At 43.8% G+C, this 17,125-nt stretch carries 14 protein-coding genes; 5 read left to right on the top strand and 9 right to left on the bottom strand.

Translation table 11 applies throughout. The features are described 5' to 3' along the window. Window positions 1–84: 84 nt before the first annotated feature. Window positions 85–990, top strand: coding sequence for a Gfo/Idh/MocA family protein (locus ABWW54_RS07900; RefSeq protein ID WP_353411700.1), 906 nt, complete (start codon window positions 85–87; stop codon window positions 988–990). A 39-nt stretch (window positions 991–1,029) separates the two neighbouring features. Here the strand turns inward: ABWW54_RS07900 and nagB are convergent, their stop codons facing one another. The 8 genes from nagB to ABWW54_RS07860 all read right to left on the bottom strand — a co-directional run bounded on the left by nagB (window position 1,030) and on the right by ABWW54_RS07860 (window position 11,681). Then, window positions 1,030–1,812, bottom strand: a complete 783-nt coding sequence (gene nagB, locus ABWW54_RS07895) for a glucosamine-6-phosphate deaminase (RefSeq protein WP_353411699.1) — start codon at window positions 1,810–1,812, stop codon at window positions 1,030–1,032. 13 nt (window positions 1,813–1,825) lie between these two features. Next, on the bottom strand, window positions 1,826–2,977 hold the full coding sequence (gene nagA, locus ABWW54_RS07890) for an N-acetylglucosamine-6-phosphate deacetylase (protein ID WP_353411697.1): 1,152 nt from the start codon (window positions 2,975–2,977) through the stop codon (window positions 1,826–1,828). Between the two features lie 118 nt (window positions 2,978–3,095). Beyond that, on the bottom strand, window positions 3,096–4,130 hold the full coding sequence (locus tag ABWW54_RS07885; RefSeq protein WP_353411696.1) for a LacI family DNA-binding transcriptional regulator: 1,035 nt from the start codon (window positions 4,128–4,130) through the stop codon (window positions 3,096–3,098). A 127-nt stretch (window positions 4,131–4,257) separates the two neighbouring features. Continuing rightward, complete coding sequence (locus tag ABWW54_RS07880; protein ID WP_353411695.1) at window positions 4,258–5,841, bottom strand: tryptophan halogenase family protein; 1,584 nt, start codon at window positions 5,839–5,841, stop codon at window positions 4,258–4,260. A 17-nt stretch (window positions 5,842–5,858) separates the two neighbouring features. Then, window positions 5,859–6,563 (bottom strand): SapC family protein, encoded by a 705-nt coding sequence (locus ABWW54_RS07875; RefSeq protein WP_353411694.1) that lies wholly within the window; start codon window positions 6,561–6,563, stop codon window positions 5,859–5,861. Window positions 6,564–6,572: 9 nt separating this feature from the next. Next, the gene (locus ABWW54_RS07870) at window positions 6,573–8,123 is read right to left on the bottom strand and encodes a tryptophan halogenase family protein (RefSeq protein WP_353411693.1); all 1,551 of its coding nucleotides are present in this window, start codon (window positions 8,121–8,123) and stop codon (window positions 6,573–6,575) included. A 270-nt stretch (window positions 8,124–8,393) separates the two neighbouring features. After that, a complete protein-coding gene (locus tag ABWW54_RS07865) occupies window positions 8,394–10,973 on the bottom strand; it encodes a TonB-dependent receptor (RefSeq protein WP_353411692.1) in 2,580 nt (859 codons plus the stop codon). 240 nt (window positions 10,974–11,213) lie between these two features. After that, window positions 11,214–11,681 (bottom strand): nuclear transport factor 2 family protein, encoded by a 468-nt coding sequence (locus tag ABWW54_RS07860; protein WP_353411691.1) that lies wholly within the window; start codon window positions 11,679–11,681, stop codon window positions 11,214–11,216. Window positions 11,682–11,764: 83 nt separating this feature from the next. Between ABWW54_RS07860 and ABWW54_RS07855 the strand changes: the two genes are divergently transcribed. Continuing rightward, window positions 11,765–12,346, top strand: a complete 582-nt coding sequence (locus ABWW54_RS07855; protein WP_353411690.1) for a TetR/AcrR family transcriptional regulator — start codon at window positions 11,765–11,767, stop codon at window positions 12,344–12,346. 16 nt (window positions 12,347–12,362) lie between these two features. On the opposite strand, the gene ABWW54_RS07850 is transcribed toward ABWW54_RS07855, so the two are convergent. Continuing rightward, window positions 12,363–13,586 (bottom strand): nucleotidyltransferase family protein, encoded by a 1,224-nt coding sequence (locus ABWW54_RS07850; protein ID WP_353411689.1) that lies wholly within the window; start codon window positions 13,584–13,586, stop codon window positions 12,363–12,365. Window positions 13,587–13,891: 305 nt separating this feature from the next. Here ABWW54_RS07850 and ABWW54_RS07845 point away from each other — a divergent pair, with 305 nt between their 5' ends. The 3 genes from ABWW54_RS07845 (at window position 13,892) to ABWW54_RS07835 (ending at window position 17,120) form a co-directional block, all read left to right on the top strand. Continuing rightward, window positions 13,892–14,794 (top strand): glycosyltransferase, encoded by a 903-nt coding sequence (locus ABWW54_RS07845; RefSeq protein ID WP_353411688.1) that lies wholly within the window; start codon window positions 13,892–13,894, stop codon window positions 14,792–14,794. A 230-nt stretch (window positions 14,795–15,024) separates the two neighbouring features. Further along, a complete protein-coding gene (locus ABWW54_RS07840) occupies window positions 15,025–16,149 on the top strand; it encodes an SGNH/GDSL hydrolase family protein (RefSeq protein WP_353411687.1) in 1,125 nt (374 codons plus the stop codon). A 206-nt stretch (window positions 16,150–16,355) separates the two neighbouring features. After that, a complete protein-coding gene (locus tag ABWW54_RS07835) occupies window positions 16,356–17,120 on the top strand; it encodes a glycosyltransferase (RefSeq protein ID WP_353411686.1) in 765 nt (254 codons plus the stop codon). Window positions 17,121–17,125: the final 5 nt, after the last annotated feature.

Below are 17,125 nucleotides of genomic sequence, written 5' to 3'. Positions count from 1 at the left end.
TCAACAACTTCTTTGGGCAACCCACTCCACCGCGCGCATTACTTACAGTTACCCGCCTGACTAAAACCTAAGCGTGATAAGCGTATGAAAATCACATCGATTGGTCTTGGTGACATCGCACAGAAGGCATACTTACCTACACTGTCACTCTTCGACGACATTGCGTTGAGCTTGTGCACTAGAAACAAGGCTATTCTTACTAAACTGGGAAAACACTACCACGCTTCACGGTTACTTAGCACGATAGAAGACGTCATCAAAAACAAACCTGATGCCGTGATGGTGCATACCAATACGGCATCTCATCACAAGATTGCTAAGTCTTGCCTGCAAGCTGGTATTGCCGTATTCGTGGACAAACCTATTGGTTATGAACTAAGACAGACTGAAGAACTATTGGACCTTTCCGAGCAAAAAGACGTTCCATTAATGCTTGGGTTTAACCGGCGTTACGCACCCGCTTATCAAGCCCCACTTGCCCACCGCCCTTTGCAAATACACTATCAAAAAAATCGCCATGACCTTTTGGGCAATTGCACACAATTTGTTTACGACGACTTTATACATATAGTCGATTTTGCGATTCTGGCAAGTGACTGTAAAACAGTGCCGTCAGTACATGTGTCTGCGAACTGGAACCATAACAAGTTAGCAATACTCGAGGTTCATTGGCAACATGACGAAAGCCTCATCACGTTAAGTATGAACCGCCAAGCTGGACGCACTTGCGAGAAACTTGAATACTCCATTATGAACGCTAACTGGGAAATCAACGAGCTAGTCGATAGCACCTACCATAGCGATGAAGAGAGTGTCAGTAAACCGATAGACCCATGGGTATCAACACTACAAAAAAGAGGATTTCACGCGATGGTCGACCATTTTTTTATGGTGGTAGAGCACGGTGGGTGCGACAGCCTACTAAATCAACAAACGTGGTTAACCCACGCGGCTTGTGACCGTATACTCAATAAAATAGAATGCGCTTAATCATTGCTGTACACGTACTTTGGGTTTCTCACAACTCAGTTAAGCCGCTTCAAGTTTTTGTCGTTGCTCTTCGACAAACTGATAAAACGCCTGGTTATCAAGATCACTTGCAGCTTCACTATCCAACACAATGACTGTGTCTCTGTGTAATTGAAGCATGGAAGCTGGGCACGATGCCGAGACTGGCCCTTCGATTGAATCTTTGATGGCTTTTGCTTTTGCTCTCCCAGTCGCAATTAACACTACTTTTTTTGCTTCCATAATCGTGCCAATACCCATGGTCAAGGACAGTGTTGGTTGAACTTCATCCTTTGAGAAGAAACGGGCATTATCTTCAATGGTTTCTTTAGTTAACGTTTTTATCCTCGTTCTTGACGCTAACGAGGATGACGGCTCGTTAAATCCGATATGTCCATTGCGCCCTATTCCCAGCAATTGAACATCAATGCCGCCCTGCTCAGCAATACTTTCCTCATACCGCAGACACGCGGTGATCGGATCCTCTGCCATCCCATCTGGTACATGAGTTGAACTGGGAACTACGTCAATGTGATTGAACAAATTCACTTGCATAAAATGGCGATAGCTCTGAACATGATCGGCAGCGATACCATAATATTCATCTAGATTAAATGTTGTCGCACGAGAAAACGAAACGCCATCGTTTCGGTGCGCGTTAATCAAACAGTTATACAATGCAACCGGACTGGACCCAGTTGCTAAACCAAACACAGATGCTGGCTTGAGTTCCAAATGCTGCAAAAAAAACGATGCGCCGACGTGAGCGACATCATCTGTATCTTCCAAAATTATTACTCTCATCGTGGTCTCCTTTTTAAGCGTTAGCCGATAGCATTTCTTCGCCATCGACCCACGTTTGATTAACTACAAAGTGCTCAGTAAAGTGGACCAAGTCAGCCCTGTGACCGCTAGAAAGCATTCCTAATGTCCCACTTAAGCCAAGATATTCAGCCGAATAGAGTGAAGCCATGCGCAAGCACTCACCCAATTCTATGCCCGCGCTTTTATGCGCGATACGGACAGCGTCTATCATAGAAATACACGCCCCTGCCAGACGCCCCTCACCATTAACCAGTCGTCCGTCTATTTCTGTAATGGTTTCGCCATACAGTTCAAAACTCTTCTGGTCTGCGAAGACAGTCGCCATTGCATCAGTCACTAAGCACAACTTCCCTCTGGGCTTAATTCGATGCGCAAGAGAAACCATATCAGGATGCACATGATGTCCATCGACAATGATGCCGCACCAAGTGGCATCATTGAGCAACGCTGAACCAACCACTCCAGGCTCCCTAGATGTGGCCGGACTCATTGCATTGAACAGATGTGTAAAGCCTTTAACACCAGCCAATAAGGCTTGATTCACTGCCTCAGACTCCGCATTTGAATGACCAATATTTACAATCACTCCAGCATCTATGAGTTGCCTTAACTGCGAGACCTTAGTTTTTTCAGGCGCCAATGTTAACAACATCACTGTATCTGCGATTGAACACAACCAAGCGCACTCTTGGTCACTCATCGTGACAATATGCTCTTGCTTGTGTACTCCTTTTTTTTCGATTGAAAAAAAAGGACCTTCGAGATGCAAACCCAATACACTCTTATTGCCATTAATTATGCTGGCTCTTACCGAATCTAACGCCGTTCTACGTTGCTGCTCGGTATCGGTGATTAGCGTTGGCATTAGGCTGGACGTACCACCGCGGTGATGCGCTGACGTGATGATGTCTATTGCTTCGGACGTGGTAGCGTTATTGAACAGGAGACCGCCACCGCCATTGACCTGCCAATCGATAAACCCAGGCGCTAAAATACCTTCAGTGCAATAGTACTTTTCCCATTCGGAATCCAGATTAGGCTCTGAAACAATGTCTAAAATAGTACCGTCTTCTATTAAGAGCGTTCTGTTCTCTAGAAAACTATTTCCATCAAAAATTTTAGCCGCGCTGATCGCTTTTTTCATACTGATTAAAACCGGATAATGACAACGTTGTCATTATCCGGTTTTAATCAGTGAGAGTAAAGAGATAAAAATCAACAATTACGTCCCGGATACTTGAATTTGTTAGGTAGCAGAGTGATCAGCGCGGAGGAAGGCTTGATTCACGCACTATCATTTCAGGAAGATAACCGTGATTATGTGCTTTTTCAGCATCACCTGGTTTGGATGAACTGGAGAGCAAGTCGATTAACAATTGCGTAGCATGCCCTGCAATTTCATCATTTGGCTGCTTTGCTGTGGTAAGTGACGGCCAAGACTGCCGCGAAAACGGGCTATCTTCAAAACCGACGATCGACAACTGCTCAGGGACATTAATACCCAACATTCGAGCTGCAAAGAGTGTGCCAGCAGCAATCTCATCATTACAAGCAAAAATTGCTGTAGGCCGACTGTCTGAGTCAAGTGTGGTTTTCCCGCGCTGCATTCCAGACTCAAAGGTATATTCACCTGAAACGATTAAATTGCTTTCTATGGGGATATTGTTATCACGCATCGCAGCCTTATACCCATCTAACCTTTCTTCGCTAGAGTGATGCTCTGGGTCACCATTAAAGAAACTAATTGCGCGATGCTTCTGATTGATCAAATGCTCAGTAATCTGGTACGCCGCTCGCCGATCGTCAATATAGATAGTACGTTCAACATCTTTGGGCGGCTCCGAACTAGACACGATTCGGGTGAACTTAATCCCTGCTTTTTCCAATTTACTGATTATTTCAAAGTTCTCTGAAATAGGAGGCGTTAACACCAAACCGGCTACTGAACTTCGTTGTGTCAATGCCACTATTTCATCGTAAGTCTCATCGGCACTCGACTTACTATCACATGGGTGCACCACTAACTCATATCGGTTTTCGCGACAGGTTGCCAAAATACCATGCAACATCGTGATAACGTAATTGCTGTTCGGATTATTATAAATAAACCCAATGGTGGCCGATTTACCGCGTAAACGCCGTGCTGTAATATTTGGCTGATAATTCAACTTCTTTATCGCTTGCTGCACTCGTTCTCGCAGTTCCGTCTTAACACCATCTTCCTCATTAACAACTCGAGAAACAGTTTTAAAGGATACTCCCGCTAACTCCGCGACTTCTTTGATCGTGACCTTCATACGTGCAACATATCCTTAATTGATATTTAACCGATAAATAAACAGCTAATTATATTTCTCTTCGCGGCGACATGCCAATGCGATAGAAAATGAATTAGGTTTTATTGGATCGTTTCAACCGCTATCGCTAGATCCTTGAAAAACCATGCTGCTTTACTTGATCAATAAGTGTCCGTTGTTGAGGAAGCTCCTGTTTGAGTTTCTCTACTGTGCCACTGATGTCAGCAAACATAGCATCGGCTCGCTGCCAATCCGTGTACCGGTGAGCGCCAGACGTTATATCCGTTTCGTATTCCATTCCGTACAAAACAAAAAGGTAACTGTCCAATACAAAAGGTTCAAAGGCGTAATCAAAGTCGTATTTACTCGGAAGATGAGTGCGCCAATGTTCCAATTTAGCCTGCAAGCTATCAGGAATAGTCGATTTTGCACAATTGTCGATCCAGTAAACATGATCTCTGCGCTTAGAAATACAATAATGCAGCTTTACGAAATCCACCGTCTTGTCCCATCGAAGACGATAAATTGAATTGTATTGTCGGGCCACATAGTCCATGTCTGAGCGTGTAGTCGGAAACTGGTCGGTCAACATGTTAACCGCCGCCTCTACTAAAAATATCGCAGACGCCTCAAGTGGCTCTATAAAAGCAGCCGACATGCCTATGGCTAAACAGTTTTTATGCCAAAATTTTTCTCGGTAACCGCTTTCGAACTTGATCTTTCTAATCGAAATTTCTTCCGATCTCTTTCCGATGTAGCTTCGTAACTGCTTCTCTGCTTCGGAGTCATTAGTGTACGCAGAACTGTAGACAAAACCGACGCCTCGCCTCTCAGAAAGACCTATATCCCACGTCCATCCTGATTCGTGAGCCGTCGCAATGGTATGAGTCGCAATATTCTCTTGCTCATGAGCATAAGGCACATGCGCCGCAAGCGCCGTATCATTAAAAATAGTACCCTTCAGGCTGGTGTACTCCACGCCTAAGACTTCACCAATAAGCAGCGCTTTGCTGCCGGTACAATCGATAAAAAAATCCGCATCAAGCTGTCCTTTTTGCTCTGTCTGCACGCATGAGATATCCCCCGTGTCATCAATTTCTGCAGACAGAACATCAGCCACAATATGCCTTACTCCAAGATTTTCCACACAGTGCTTTTGCATGAACCTCGCAAACTTACCTGCATCGAGATGATAAGAGTAGTTCTGAATCGCCGAGTAAGCGGGGGTCGTTATTTTTTTTGGGGCGCGATTTGCATCACACATGTGCGCCTGACTGGCGACGGCTTGATCGTATTTGATACCCGATGATTTCTTTTTCAATAGCCAATACGCGGCTAAGTTGAAGTCATACGCCGAATGAAATACAGAGCTCAATGGATGATGATAGCTAGACCTCTCTCCATCTTTGGGGGTGTTCACCCAATTAACAAACTCGGACCCTTGTTTAAAGGTAGCGTCACATTCACGAATAAACTCAGTTTCGTCTATATCTAATGTGTGCAAAGTACTTCGAATTGTGGGCCAGGTTCCCTCACCGACACCCAAAATTGGAATACGATCAGATTCAACCAATGACACTTCAACAGCATCGTTTGTCGCACAGTTTAATCGTTTGGCCAACAATCCAGCGGTTAACCAACCTGCTGTTCCACCCCCCACGATCAGCACACGCTTTATTATCGGATTGTCACTATTCGGCAAACTATTCATAATATTTTATGCCTACCCTAATCACCTTGTTGCTTTCTCAGTAGGTTATCCAGACGATACATTGACGCTCTGATTGCATAAATATTTGCGAGATATCCTTTAGCCCGGAACGATTGGAATACCTCATTGGGCAAATCGTCCATCACTTTTTCATCAATCACATAGAAACCAGACAGCTCATGTGTAGACCCATCTTTAGGCTGGATTGTAAGCGTATTAGCCCGTAAAAGATCTGACTCAATTAAATCAGCAATGAACGTTTCGGTAATCGAAGATTGTGCATGCCTGTCTTGCGCCAAATCAATTTGGTATTGCAAATACTCTGTTTTTTCCCCTTCTGGCGAGAACAAGGCATGACCATCAGTGGTGCCTAAAAATGGCGATTCTATATCTAAGGCAACCACAAATTTTTCCTCATCACTAGGTGATGGCGAAAGTGCAATAACAGACGGACGAATACTTAAAGGGACGTAAGTCGCAGACCAACCCTCATCACTGTAGAACACGCTTTCACCAGGCTTCAAGCCAACTAACGCTGTTAAGCGCATTTGCCCTGTATTGTGATCTTTGACAAAGACAATTGGAAAATCGGCCGAGGCAATAACGCACTCTCCAACGCCCAATGGTATCAGGTGTTGTTTATCCGCAGCAGGACAAGGGTGAGATGCAACAAAACGCTGATTTGCGTGTTTAACCGAATCAAGAGGAACGAATGAAGTCATTGGATTATTTTACAAGTTTTGGAATCCGTATTGATGGACTCTATTTATGAGATCTCGATGAGTTGGTAACTCATCGCAAAGAAACTGAGTTGCTTTTTGCACATTTTCAAAACATTTTTTTGCTTGCATCACATTTGGGTACGAGTCGATGTTCCCGAGGTTTTGCGCGAACCCCATTCCATGCAAAATATACTGATAGCTTTCATGCGGAAAGGGTTCGTTGATATCTGAAAAATCGTATTTACTGACGGGATGATTCGCCCATGCCTTAAGGCTCTTTTGAAGAGACGCGGGAATGGAAGCCGAATGTTTATTATCGCGCCAAAACTCACTGTCAGACCTAGGAGACAAAACGTAATGCAGCTTGATAAAGTCTACCGTTCTGTCCCAACGAAATTCAAACGATTTATTGAACTTTTCTTGTGCATGGTGCATTGCGTCATTATTACGTGGAAACAGGTCCGCTACCATATTGGCAGCGGCTTCTACTAAAAATATTGCGGAAGCTTCAAGAGGTTCCATAAAAGCTGCAGACAACCCTATAGCGACACAATTCTTGCGCCAGAATTGCTTTCTGCACCCCACCTTCATTTTTATGTTTCGCGTACTGAGTTCTTTTGAACCATCACCAACGTAATCACGGAGCAGCCCTTCAGCGGTATCATCATCCATATATCGTGACGAGTAGACGTGCCCCACACCCCGACGATTCTGTAGGCCTATATCCCAAATCCAACCCGCGGGTTGAGCAGTAGAAAGCGTCACACATTCAATCTCACTATCCGCATCAGGGTAAGGTACTTGCATGGCGATCGCTCGATCGTTAAAAAGAGTATCATTTAACTCTTTGAAGCCCACGCCCAATGCGTCACCCAAAAGAAGGCTACGAAAGCCAGTACAGTCAATAAATAGATCTCCAGAGACTTCTCCGTATTCGTCAGTACTGACAGCCTCTATGCTCCCCTGTTCATCCAATAAAACGTCTTGAACATTCGCAGGTAAATGCGTGACTCCCAAGTGTGTTGTAGCGTGGTTCTTCAAAAAGTCAGCAAATAAGCCTGCGTCCAAATGATAAGCGTAACTCTGTAATGCTTCGTAAGACTTAGACGTTATTTTTTTGGGTGCTAAAAATTGATCGCACGCGATACCTTGCGCACTAACCGACTCAGCATACGATCTAGCCTCGCCCGCTAAACCTAACGACCAATAGGGGGCCAGATTGAATTCGCCTGGATCATAAATAGAACTGAAAAGGTTATAATAGGTTTGCCGCTCTTGGGAATTGTTCCACCCAATAAAGCGCGTTCCTTGCTTGAACGTCGCTTGGCACTGCTTGATAAACGCCGTTTCATCGACTCCGATTGATTCAAGAGTTCGCCGCATTGTCGGCCACGTACCCTCTCCCACACCCACAGTAGGAATATCCGGAGACTCTATAACAGTCACCTGTACAGACTTTGGGTTCTTAGACTCTAGGTGCTTTGCCAAAATACAAGCGCTCACCCAGCCGGCGGTTCCTCCACCAACGATGACGATCGAATTAAACCTGTTTGTACTCATGCGTTAAATGGTACCTCAATAAATGCAAAGATACTCAACTCAAAAAAGTACCTCGAGATTCCTCAAAAATAAGCAGGAGCAACCACGTTGCTCCGCTTACTTCTCAACGTGAACGCTGAAGGAGGAGTCATTGCGCGCGCACGTTAAAAAACTGACTGAAAGAGGCCGGTGTGAAGGAGAGAAGGTAAAGCACTCTTTCAGTCAGGGATGCTACTGGTGTCGTTATGGGCAATTGATAGATCGACACCTAACTCTTTTTACAGAGCCAGTTTAGTAGCGATAAGACAGTTTCACAAAATATCGAGAACCGTTCGTTGCAGCGACTCGCAAACTATTCAAGCCTGAGCCGAAGTTTTGAATTGATTTTTCATCAGTCAAATTCACACCCTCAACAGAGATATCGAATTGGTCATTGATATGCCATGTTGCCGATGCATCGAGGAAAGATTGCTCATCAAAACTATCTAACGAGGTACCCAGCGCGGTTCCTTCTGCTAAAAAGGAATCTCTGAACGTGTACGCTAATCGAACCGACACTTTATCGTTCTCATAATAGCCAGTTAGGTTATAAGACGTCTCGGACGTACCGGGCAAATCAGTTGTTTGCCCATTAGCGAGTTTTCCTTCGCCATCGACATACGTGAAGTTCGCCAACACGCCAAAACCGCTTTCAAACTGTTGTTGATATTGCAGCTCTAGACCAGTCAAACTACCACCTTCACCTTGGACAGGAATGGTTGTTCGGTAAGGTAACGAAGGCTGACCGGGAACATCTAAAATTCGTATTTCAGACTCAGTCGTAATAAACGATTTTATGTCTTTATGAAAGATCGCGCCTGACAATAATGAACCTTCTGCAAAATACCATTCAAGCGCTATATCGGCTTGATCGGCAATGAATGGGTCTATCGCCGAGTTACCTTGAGTGGCGGTTTGTTGAATGTTAGCAATTCCCGAGAACGCTGGATTAAGGCTACTGTATCCGGCTCTAGACATGACTCTTGACGCAGATCCTCGCACCAAAAATTGATCGTTGACCTCGTAAATCAAATTCAGGCTCGGTAATGCTTCAGAATAATTCGAACGAACCACATTGAACGCCGATGTTCCAATCACATCTGTATCCACATATCGGAGGCCAACATTACCTCGCAGTGATTCTCCCGCAAAGTTCGCTTGCACATAAAGAGCGGTAATGTCTTCTTCGATCTTGCCAAATGCTGTCGGCTGAACCGTCGCATTAGTTGCAAATTGCGTGACTACGGCATGCCATGCTGAACTATCGACACGTGCATAATCACACAGATTACCTCCACAGACTTCACTACTGACAGAAGCAATACCGGATAATGCACCTAAACTTTGTAATGTCGCTCCTGCCGGCAAATTCACGGTCGAATTAATCAGGTTTTGAACTTGCTCATGGTTCCTGAATTTAATCCCAGTTTCTATAGAATTAAACGCACCCCACTCTACGTCGAAACTCAAATCCGCTTGATAGTACGTTTCTTCATCCTCGAGCACGGTCTCAGCAAGTGACGCACCTAAAATAGTTCTCGATGAAGCGTCGAGTGCAGAAATTCCACTCGCACTCGCAACAAGACGGTCGCTTAAATCAGCATCAAAATCAATCGCTACTCCGCTGCTCGAATCGAACGCGCCTAAGCCGATTAGTCCATTTGCGTTACCGCCATTGCCGCCTTCTGCAGACGTCTTCCCTGCTTCATAATTTAACACCCAACTCGATCCAGCGTATTCGCCTTTAAAATGCAGAACATCGCTTTCAAGTTGAGGCATTCTCGCATTGGCGTCTTGCGCAAGATTTGCCGCCGCGGTTGCTCGGCCGGCCAACGGTAAAACTTCTGCTCGGCCACAACACGCAGGTGTTACCGCGATCCGTGATGTATCTCCTGACACTTCGCTGGCGTTAATTAGCAAGAAGTTTTGATTTATGTTCTCTGCATCAACCTCAGTTTTTAAGTACTGCAAACTCATACTGTGAGCGTCAGAAGGTTGGTACTGCAATGTAATATCGAATGTTTCGCGTTCGCGATTTTGGCGAAATTCAGCGAGTCCGATCGCGGACCAACTTTCTTCCCAATAGTTTTCCGCTTTATCGGCTCTACCTACAATTTCATTGGTGTGGTACATGCCCGAAACACCGAAGGTATTTTCATCGTTTTTCCACCCAATGTAAGAAGTGACACCCGAACCGCCATCATCTGTATCAGCCAGAGAATTTGAATTATATTCCGCGGACGCAAAGAATGTTAAAGCTTCTTTCGCATCCAACGGTTTTCTAGTGTTCACGACGACGGTACCACCCACGCCACCTTCATCCTGAGAAGCCGTTGGCGACTTATGAACCTCGATACTAGAAACGAGCTCCGATGGCAACAGATCCATATTGAAGCTTCGGTTGTTCGAACCCAAGGAAAACCATTCAGTCGATGCCACGAACTGTCCATTCAACACCGTCTGAGTCAACTCCGGATTTACACCTCTGATTGACACCTCGTTGCCTTCCCCGACGAATCCTCTGTTGATAGTCACGCCAGGAACACGCTGCAGTGATTCAGCTAAGTTTTTATCTGGAAACTTGCCAACATCTTCGGCTGAAATCGCTTCAATTGAAGAGTTCGCGGTTCTTTTATTGTCGAGCGCTCTAGATAAAGCTGCTCGTGTGCCAAACACAACTAATTCTTCTACTTCCAGATCCGTATTGTTTTGCGCGTAAACCTGGGTAGCGCCGCTCATAATCGTTGCAAAAGTGACTGCGCCATAAAACGCAGGATTGCACACTTTCCTCACCTTGCTTGAAAACGGTGTTTTTTTCTTGTCGTAAATCATTCTCGGTCTCCTCAGTATTATTATTGACCCGTACTCGCCACTCATGCTCTTGGATTAGCAGCGTCAGTAAACTAAATATGAGTCTGCAAAGTACAAACAAAAGACAACGTTGTCAACAAGAGCCCAATCAAAAACCTTCTTTTTTTGTCAACGTTGTCATATTTATCTTATTTGTTGGTTAAATCACACTGATAAAGCCCGAAATGCAATCGACTATCCCTCTCATCCGATTACATATAACTACAGCCCCAGCTCACTTAGTCCAGGAAAGGTATCCGGTCTTCTGCCTGATGGCCAATTGAATTTCCGCTCGGACTTTTTAATTTGGAGGTCATTAATACTGGCGTGACGATGCGTCATTAATCCTTGCTCATTAAACTCCCAGTTTTCATTTCCATATGAACGAAAAAAATTATTTGAGTCATCATTCCACTCATACGCAAACCTGACCGCTATGCGATTACTTTCAAACGCCCACAATTCCTTGATCAGACGATAATCAAGCTCTCGTCGCCATTTTCTTGATAACAATTGGTGGACCTCTTGTCGGCCGCACGCAAATTCATTCCGATTACGCCACTGAGTATCCTCCGTGTAGACTAAAACTATTTTGTCAGGGTCCCGAGTATTCCATGCGTCCTCAGCAAGTCTTACTTTTTCAATGGCGGTTTGTTTCGTAAACGGGGGCACAGGCGGCTTAGTATTCATAATTTTTCTCTCAGACAAGGTAGACAGAGCTGTCTACAAGAGCGACTCTATCAATTGTAGACAGACTTGTCTACAATTGATTTATGAAGCCCACATTCACAGCAAGAGAACAAATTACCGACGCAAGCAGTGCACGTGAACGTATCCTGTACACCGCTCATGACCTGTTTTATCAAAATGGAATCAAAAGCACGGGAATCGATAAAATAATTTCAGAGTCCAGAGTTACTAAAACGACTTTTTATCGGCATTTCTCAAGTAAAGACCTCCTCATTGACACCTACCTAGAATATAGGCATGAGAAGTGGATAGCGTGGTTTAACGAAAGTTTATCGAAACATGGAAGTCAACTAAGTGCTTTGTATCCTACGCTCAGCGACTGGTTCCAAAGCACCAACTACCGAGGCTGTGCTTTTATCAATGGAATGGGCGAGCTCAACGACAATACGACAATCATCAACCCAATAACAACGCAACATAAAGAGGCGATGCTAAACTCCATCAAGAACCTACTAAACGCAGATAGAGCGGCAACAAATATCGCTCAACAAATTGCCATGGCCGTCGATGGAGCAATCATCAAGGCACAGTTTGATCAATGTCATCAACCCGCTCTGAATATACTAAAGCAAATCATCAATACCCTAGCACCAGCAGAAACCTAGGGATACATCGTCGACCTTAGCGTGTCTTTTTTTTGAAACCCAACCCCATTGTTAATCGCCTAAAATAACTCTTCAGGAACACCGAGAAAACCCCCCAACCGGTTCCGCTCCAACACGCTATGTCCTGCGGACCCATTAACGCTCTAGATATGAGAGGAGAGAACCAGAAGCAATTACGGCTCCTATGCTTGATCTGCTTTTGCAGGTGTTGATATCTATCCCTACCCCTCCAAACACCGGTGTTGGGATGGGTTCGCTTTGGCCACCCATTTGAGAGAGCAAAGTGCTCACTTACTCTTGAGACATACTCTGACGTGCAGCCAATTTCCTCTAATGGTTGCCCATCAAAGAAGGCACCCGCCAATTGAATCGAGTCTTGCACAACTTTCTCCACACCATTCTGCTTAGAGATCAACATGACCTTTTCTATATCAAAAAGTGGTTGCTTAGTAGCGGCGTAAACATCGACTAGATGCCTCAAGCGAAAAAAAAAGTCGGAATAGCCATGGACACACACATAAACAAAATGCTCACTAAAATTCACGCAAGGCAAGGAGCCATAGGCCGTTTCTTCAACGGTTCGACTCTCAATCAAATGATTCACATCAACCGGGTAAGTAAAACGGTCAGAGATGCGCCAATGCAAATCAACTTTATGATTCAACGAATTGGTATTAATAAACCCTAAGTCACGCCACCGATACAAAGATGAATACCATCGAACAAAGTTAGCAATCGTAAGAGCATTTTCTCCATCACTCAATTTGTAACCGTGCTTCAATAGTTCACTCACAGCCCCTGGTAGCGACTCAGGTCTCACTAGCAAATCCAAATCATCTGACACTCGTGATTGCACAAACCCCGAATAAAACTGATTTAATGCGCCCAGCCCTTTAAAGACAACGTGATCGATTCCAGCGCTAGTAAATAAATTAGAAATTTTGATTGCGATCTTAGATTGCTGAATACTTTGGAACTGAGTAACTCGCAACGTATCCCGCATAAACCCGGACAACTCGACCAAATAATTATTATTGTGGCAAATCATCGACAAACGAAGCGCCTCATCTAACCACGCCACCAAACCATGAGCTACCGCTAAATCAAGCAGCCGCGGAAAATCACACCGGGCCAATTGAACAATCCAACGCTCATTGTGTACTTTAGAGGGAGATTTATTAGTAACAATCGAGACCGCCCCCAACAACACCTGAAACTCAACGCGTTTTTCAGGAATCATCGTACCCCCTAATCATAAGTTACAAGCGATTTTGTTAAATCCAAAAACAAAGAAGAATCTATATTGTAACGCCAGAACAATGAAAAATCCGCATCACATAAAGACTAGATTTGGGAGCCAAACATCATGCTTACCATTAACAGACGACAGAGAGCATTGTAGTTACTATAATGTTCGATCAATGGCTGTGAATGCGAAACTTCAAAAACTACAGTGTTTGAACAGTATAGAAAGCGAAGCTATTTAAATAGGTACTTTGATTTGCACGAAATTAAATTTCTTAACGATAAATGAGCATCGATTCAATGAACCCACGCCCCCGCCTAAGCGTAGTAGTCATTTTCTTTAATATGGAACGAGAAGCTGAACGAACGCTATATACGTTGAGCTGCCACTATCAGAAAAACATTACATCATGCGACTATGAAGTTATCGCCATAGATAATGCTTCTTCAAAGCCGCTTAGCGAAAAGTTTGTAAAACAATATGGAGACAATTTTAGGTACCACTACTACGACACTACATCGAAGTCCCCGTCTGAAGCAATTAATTTTGGTGTATCGATAACTGAAGCACCCACGGTTGCCTGCATAGTTGATGGCGCGCGCATGTTATCGCCCAACATTGTTCATCAAACTCTCTTGGCCTGCAAAGCATTCAACAACCCGTTTGTGATGTCCTTGGCATGGCATTTAGGCCCAAAAGAACAAAACCAATCAATGCTCGAAGGCTACAACCAAAACACAGAAGACCAATTGCTCGCAGATACAGATTGGCGAGAAAATGGGTATCGACTATTTGATGTTTCCACCCAAGCATCTTCTTCGAAAGTTGGTTTCTTTGGAGGCCTTCCGGAGGAACTCAGTTATTTTGCAATCAATAAGTCGATGTTTCAGGAGCTGGGCGGGTTCTGTGAAGAATTTCAATCTCCAGGTGGCGGCCTGGTTAATCATGATTTTTTACAAAGAATTATTGAGAATGATTCACTTAATTTGGTCATGTTACTCGGCGAGGGCTCATTCCATCAATTTCATGGCGGTATAGCAACAAATAGTCATCCAGAAAATCACCCTTGGAGCACGTTCGCCTTAGAATACAAACGCATACGAAAACGAGATTTCGAACTGCTCGATCAGCCAGATGGAAAGAAAATAACATACATGGGCACAAAGCCTGAAAGCATCAACCGGTTTATAGATCTTAAATAACACTCTCCTCTTTGGTTAACACACTTTCCTGAATCTCTAGAGGAGCCAAACTTGTTTGATATGAATATAATACCTTCTGACGTATTATCGCCCTCTCACAGGTTTATCTTTTAGCTCGATCATCAAAATTTATTAAGATACCGGTTTACCACCATAAAAATTAGAATGATAAAACAGCTAAATTTGTCGATTATGATCATTTAAAAAATAGCCAGAATAACCAGTCCTAGATGAAGCAGCAAGAAACAGCACCCCCACCTCACTCCCGATGGTTTTATGTCCTTGTTCCATTGGCCTCTAGCATAGCCACTTTGCTTCTAATCGAGTTTGCTCTCGCTAAGTTTTATCCCATCCCAGTTTCAATCGAAAGCAATATGTATTTTGTTGAAGACGAATTTACCGGGTATCGATTAAAACCCAATTCAAAGGGGTATTATCAAAACCAGATCGCCGCAGACACGAACTCGCATGGCCACCGTGATAACGAAGTCACCATAGCAAAGCCAAAAGGGATTCATCGGATTTTGTTACTAGGCGACTCCTTCACAGTTGGCGCGAACGTCTCTCAAATGAATGCCTATCCTCAAGTTCTAGAGTCGCTTTTTAAGAAAAATGGTATACCTAATTTCCAAGTGATAAACGCTGGAGTAGGAGGTTGGGACCCTTTTCAATATGCTCAATACTATCAAAATTATGGTTACAAATTTTCTCCTGATTTAATTCTAATCGGTTTCTTTATAGGAAATGACACCTACACAGCAGTAAATGATGTTAACCAGACAAACACCGCCGTTCTCGGCCGAAGAGTTTCAAGGGAAGCTAAACAAAGCAGTACGATCAAGTTGAAAGTTTTCTTATACAGTCAATTTCATATTGCTCGACTACTGTTAAATAAAGGACCTCGGAAACGAAACTTTACCCGTAAGAATTGCCTAGATTTTTCTAGCCAATACCTTGCTATACAGAAACAAAGACTTCAGAACCACATGAAACTATCTGATTCAACAAAGGCGTTTATGAAGAACACTATGTCTCAAATCACTAGAATCAAAAAGCTGGCTGACGAGAGATCCACTCCAATAAAAATAATCCTCATTCCTGATGAAAACCAAATAAATTCGGGACTCCAACGAACACTCATCAGCGACCAAAAACAAAATAGTTTTGATTTCGAGATGCCCCAATCAGAACTTTTAATTGATTTTAGAGAAATAGGCATTCCGGTAATCGACCTTCTACCCATTTTTAGAGAGCAAAAACAATGTCTTTACATGAATGATACGCACTGGACCTCAGAAGGGCATGAGCTGGCTGCCAAGGTAATCTATCAAGCACTAATAGAAGAAGGTTGGTAACTAATTCAGATTAAACCTCTAATGTTAATCACTTTGACTGCTGAGGCCTGACTTCAAACAAGCCAACGGAGCAGATTCACTAACTCATTTTTAAAATGTAGCATTAACTCAACCGAACGATTAATTTACAGCAAAACAAAGCTCTCTAAGACTGAAACACTAGTTTCCTAAAATTTGTCACACCACACTTAACAGAGGAACCAAATTTGGCCAATCAAAGATCAGACGTCACAACTGATTCACGGACAATTGCTTTTTTAGCTTGGGGCGAATATGCGATCAATTGTGTAATACGATGCCTGAATAAAAGCACTCTTCCCGACTACCCAATCATACTGGTAACGGACCTAGATACTCCAGTCCATGAACTGCCCAGTCACGTAACAGTAAAAAGAGTAGATTTAGCCTTTTTTTCTGGGAAGGTACGTAAATCAGCGTTAGTCTCAGTCTTGCCAAACGACCTCGAAACCGTATTGTTTCTTGATGTGGATACAATCGTATTAGACGATATCTCACTTGGGTTCGATATGGCAGAAAAACATGGAATGGCAATGGCGCCGGCGCCACATTACTCACTATCTGATTTTAGAAATTTCGAACAAATCATGATCCTTGAAGGCATTCCTCCTCGTGGGCAGTTACTCTACAATTCGGGCGTCATTTTCTTTTCATTGAAGCACAATCGAACCAAAGACGTATTTGATCTCGGGCTCACTCTTGCAAAAAAATACCCCGATGCTCCATGGGGTGATCAGACCTATTTAACATTGGCCATGGAAATTCTCGGCTTTAATCCGTATACGCTTTCACCAAGCTTTAATCATCGAGCCTTTGGTGAGCTAATCAGTGGGCGTTTACGCATTTGGCATTCGTTCAGTGAACCTCCAGAAAATGCCACCGACCTAGAGAAAGGCTATCTCCATCGAGTTGAAAATGGAAAGTTTGTTCGCGCCTTAAAAGTCCCGATTTAGGAGCA

Source organism: Arenicella sp. 4NH20-0111, assembly GCF_040366405.1.
In the GTDB taxonomy this organism is placed as follows: Bacteria; Pseudomonadota; Gammaproteobacteria; order Arenicellales; family Arenicellaceae; genus Arenicella.
This window is presented reverse-complemented; position numbering and strand designations above follow the sequence as displayed.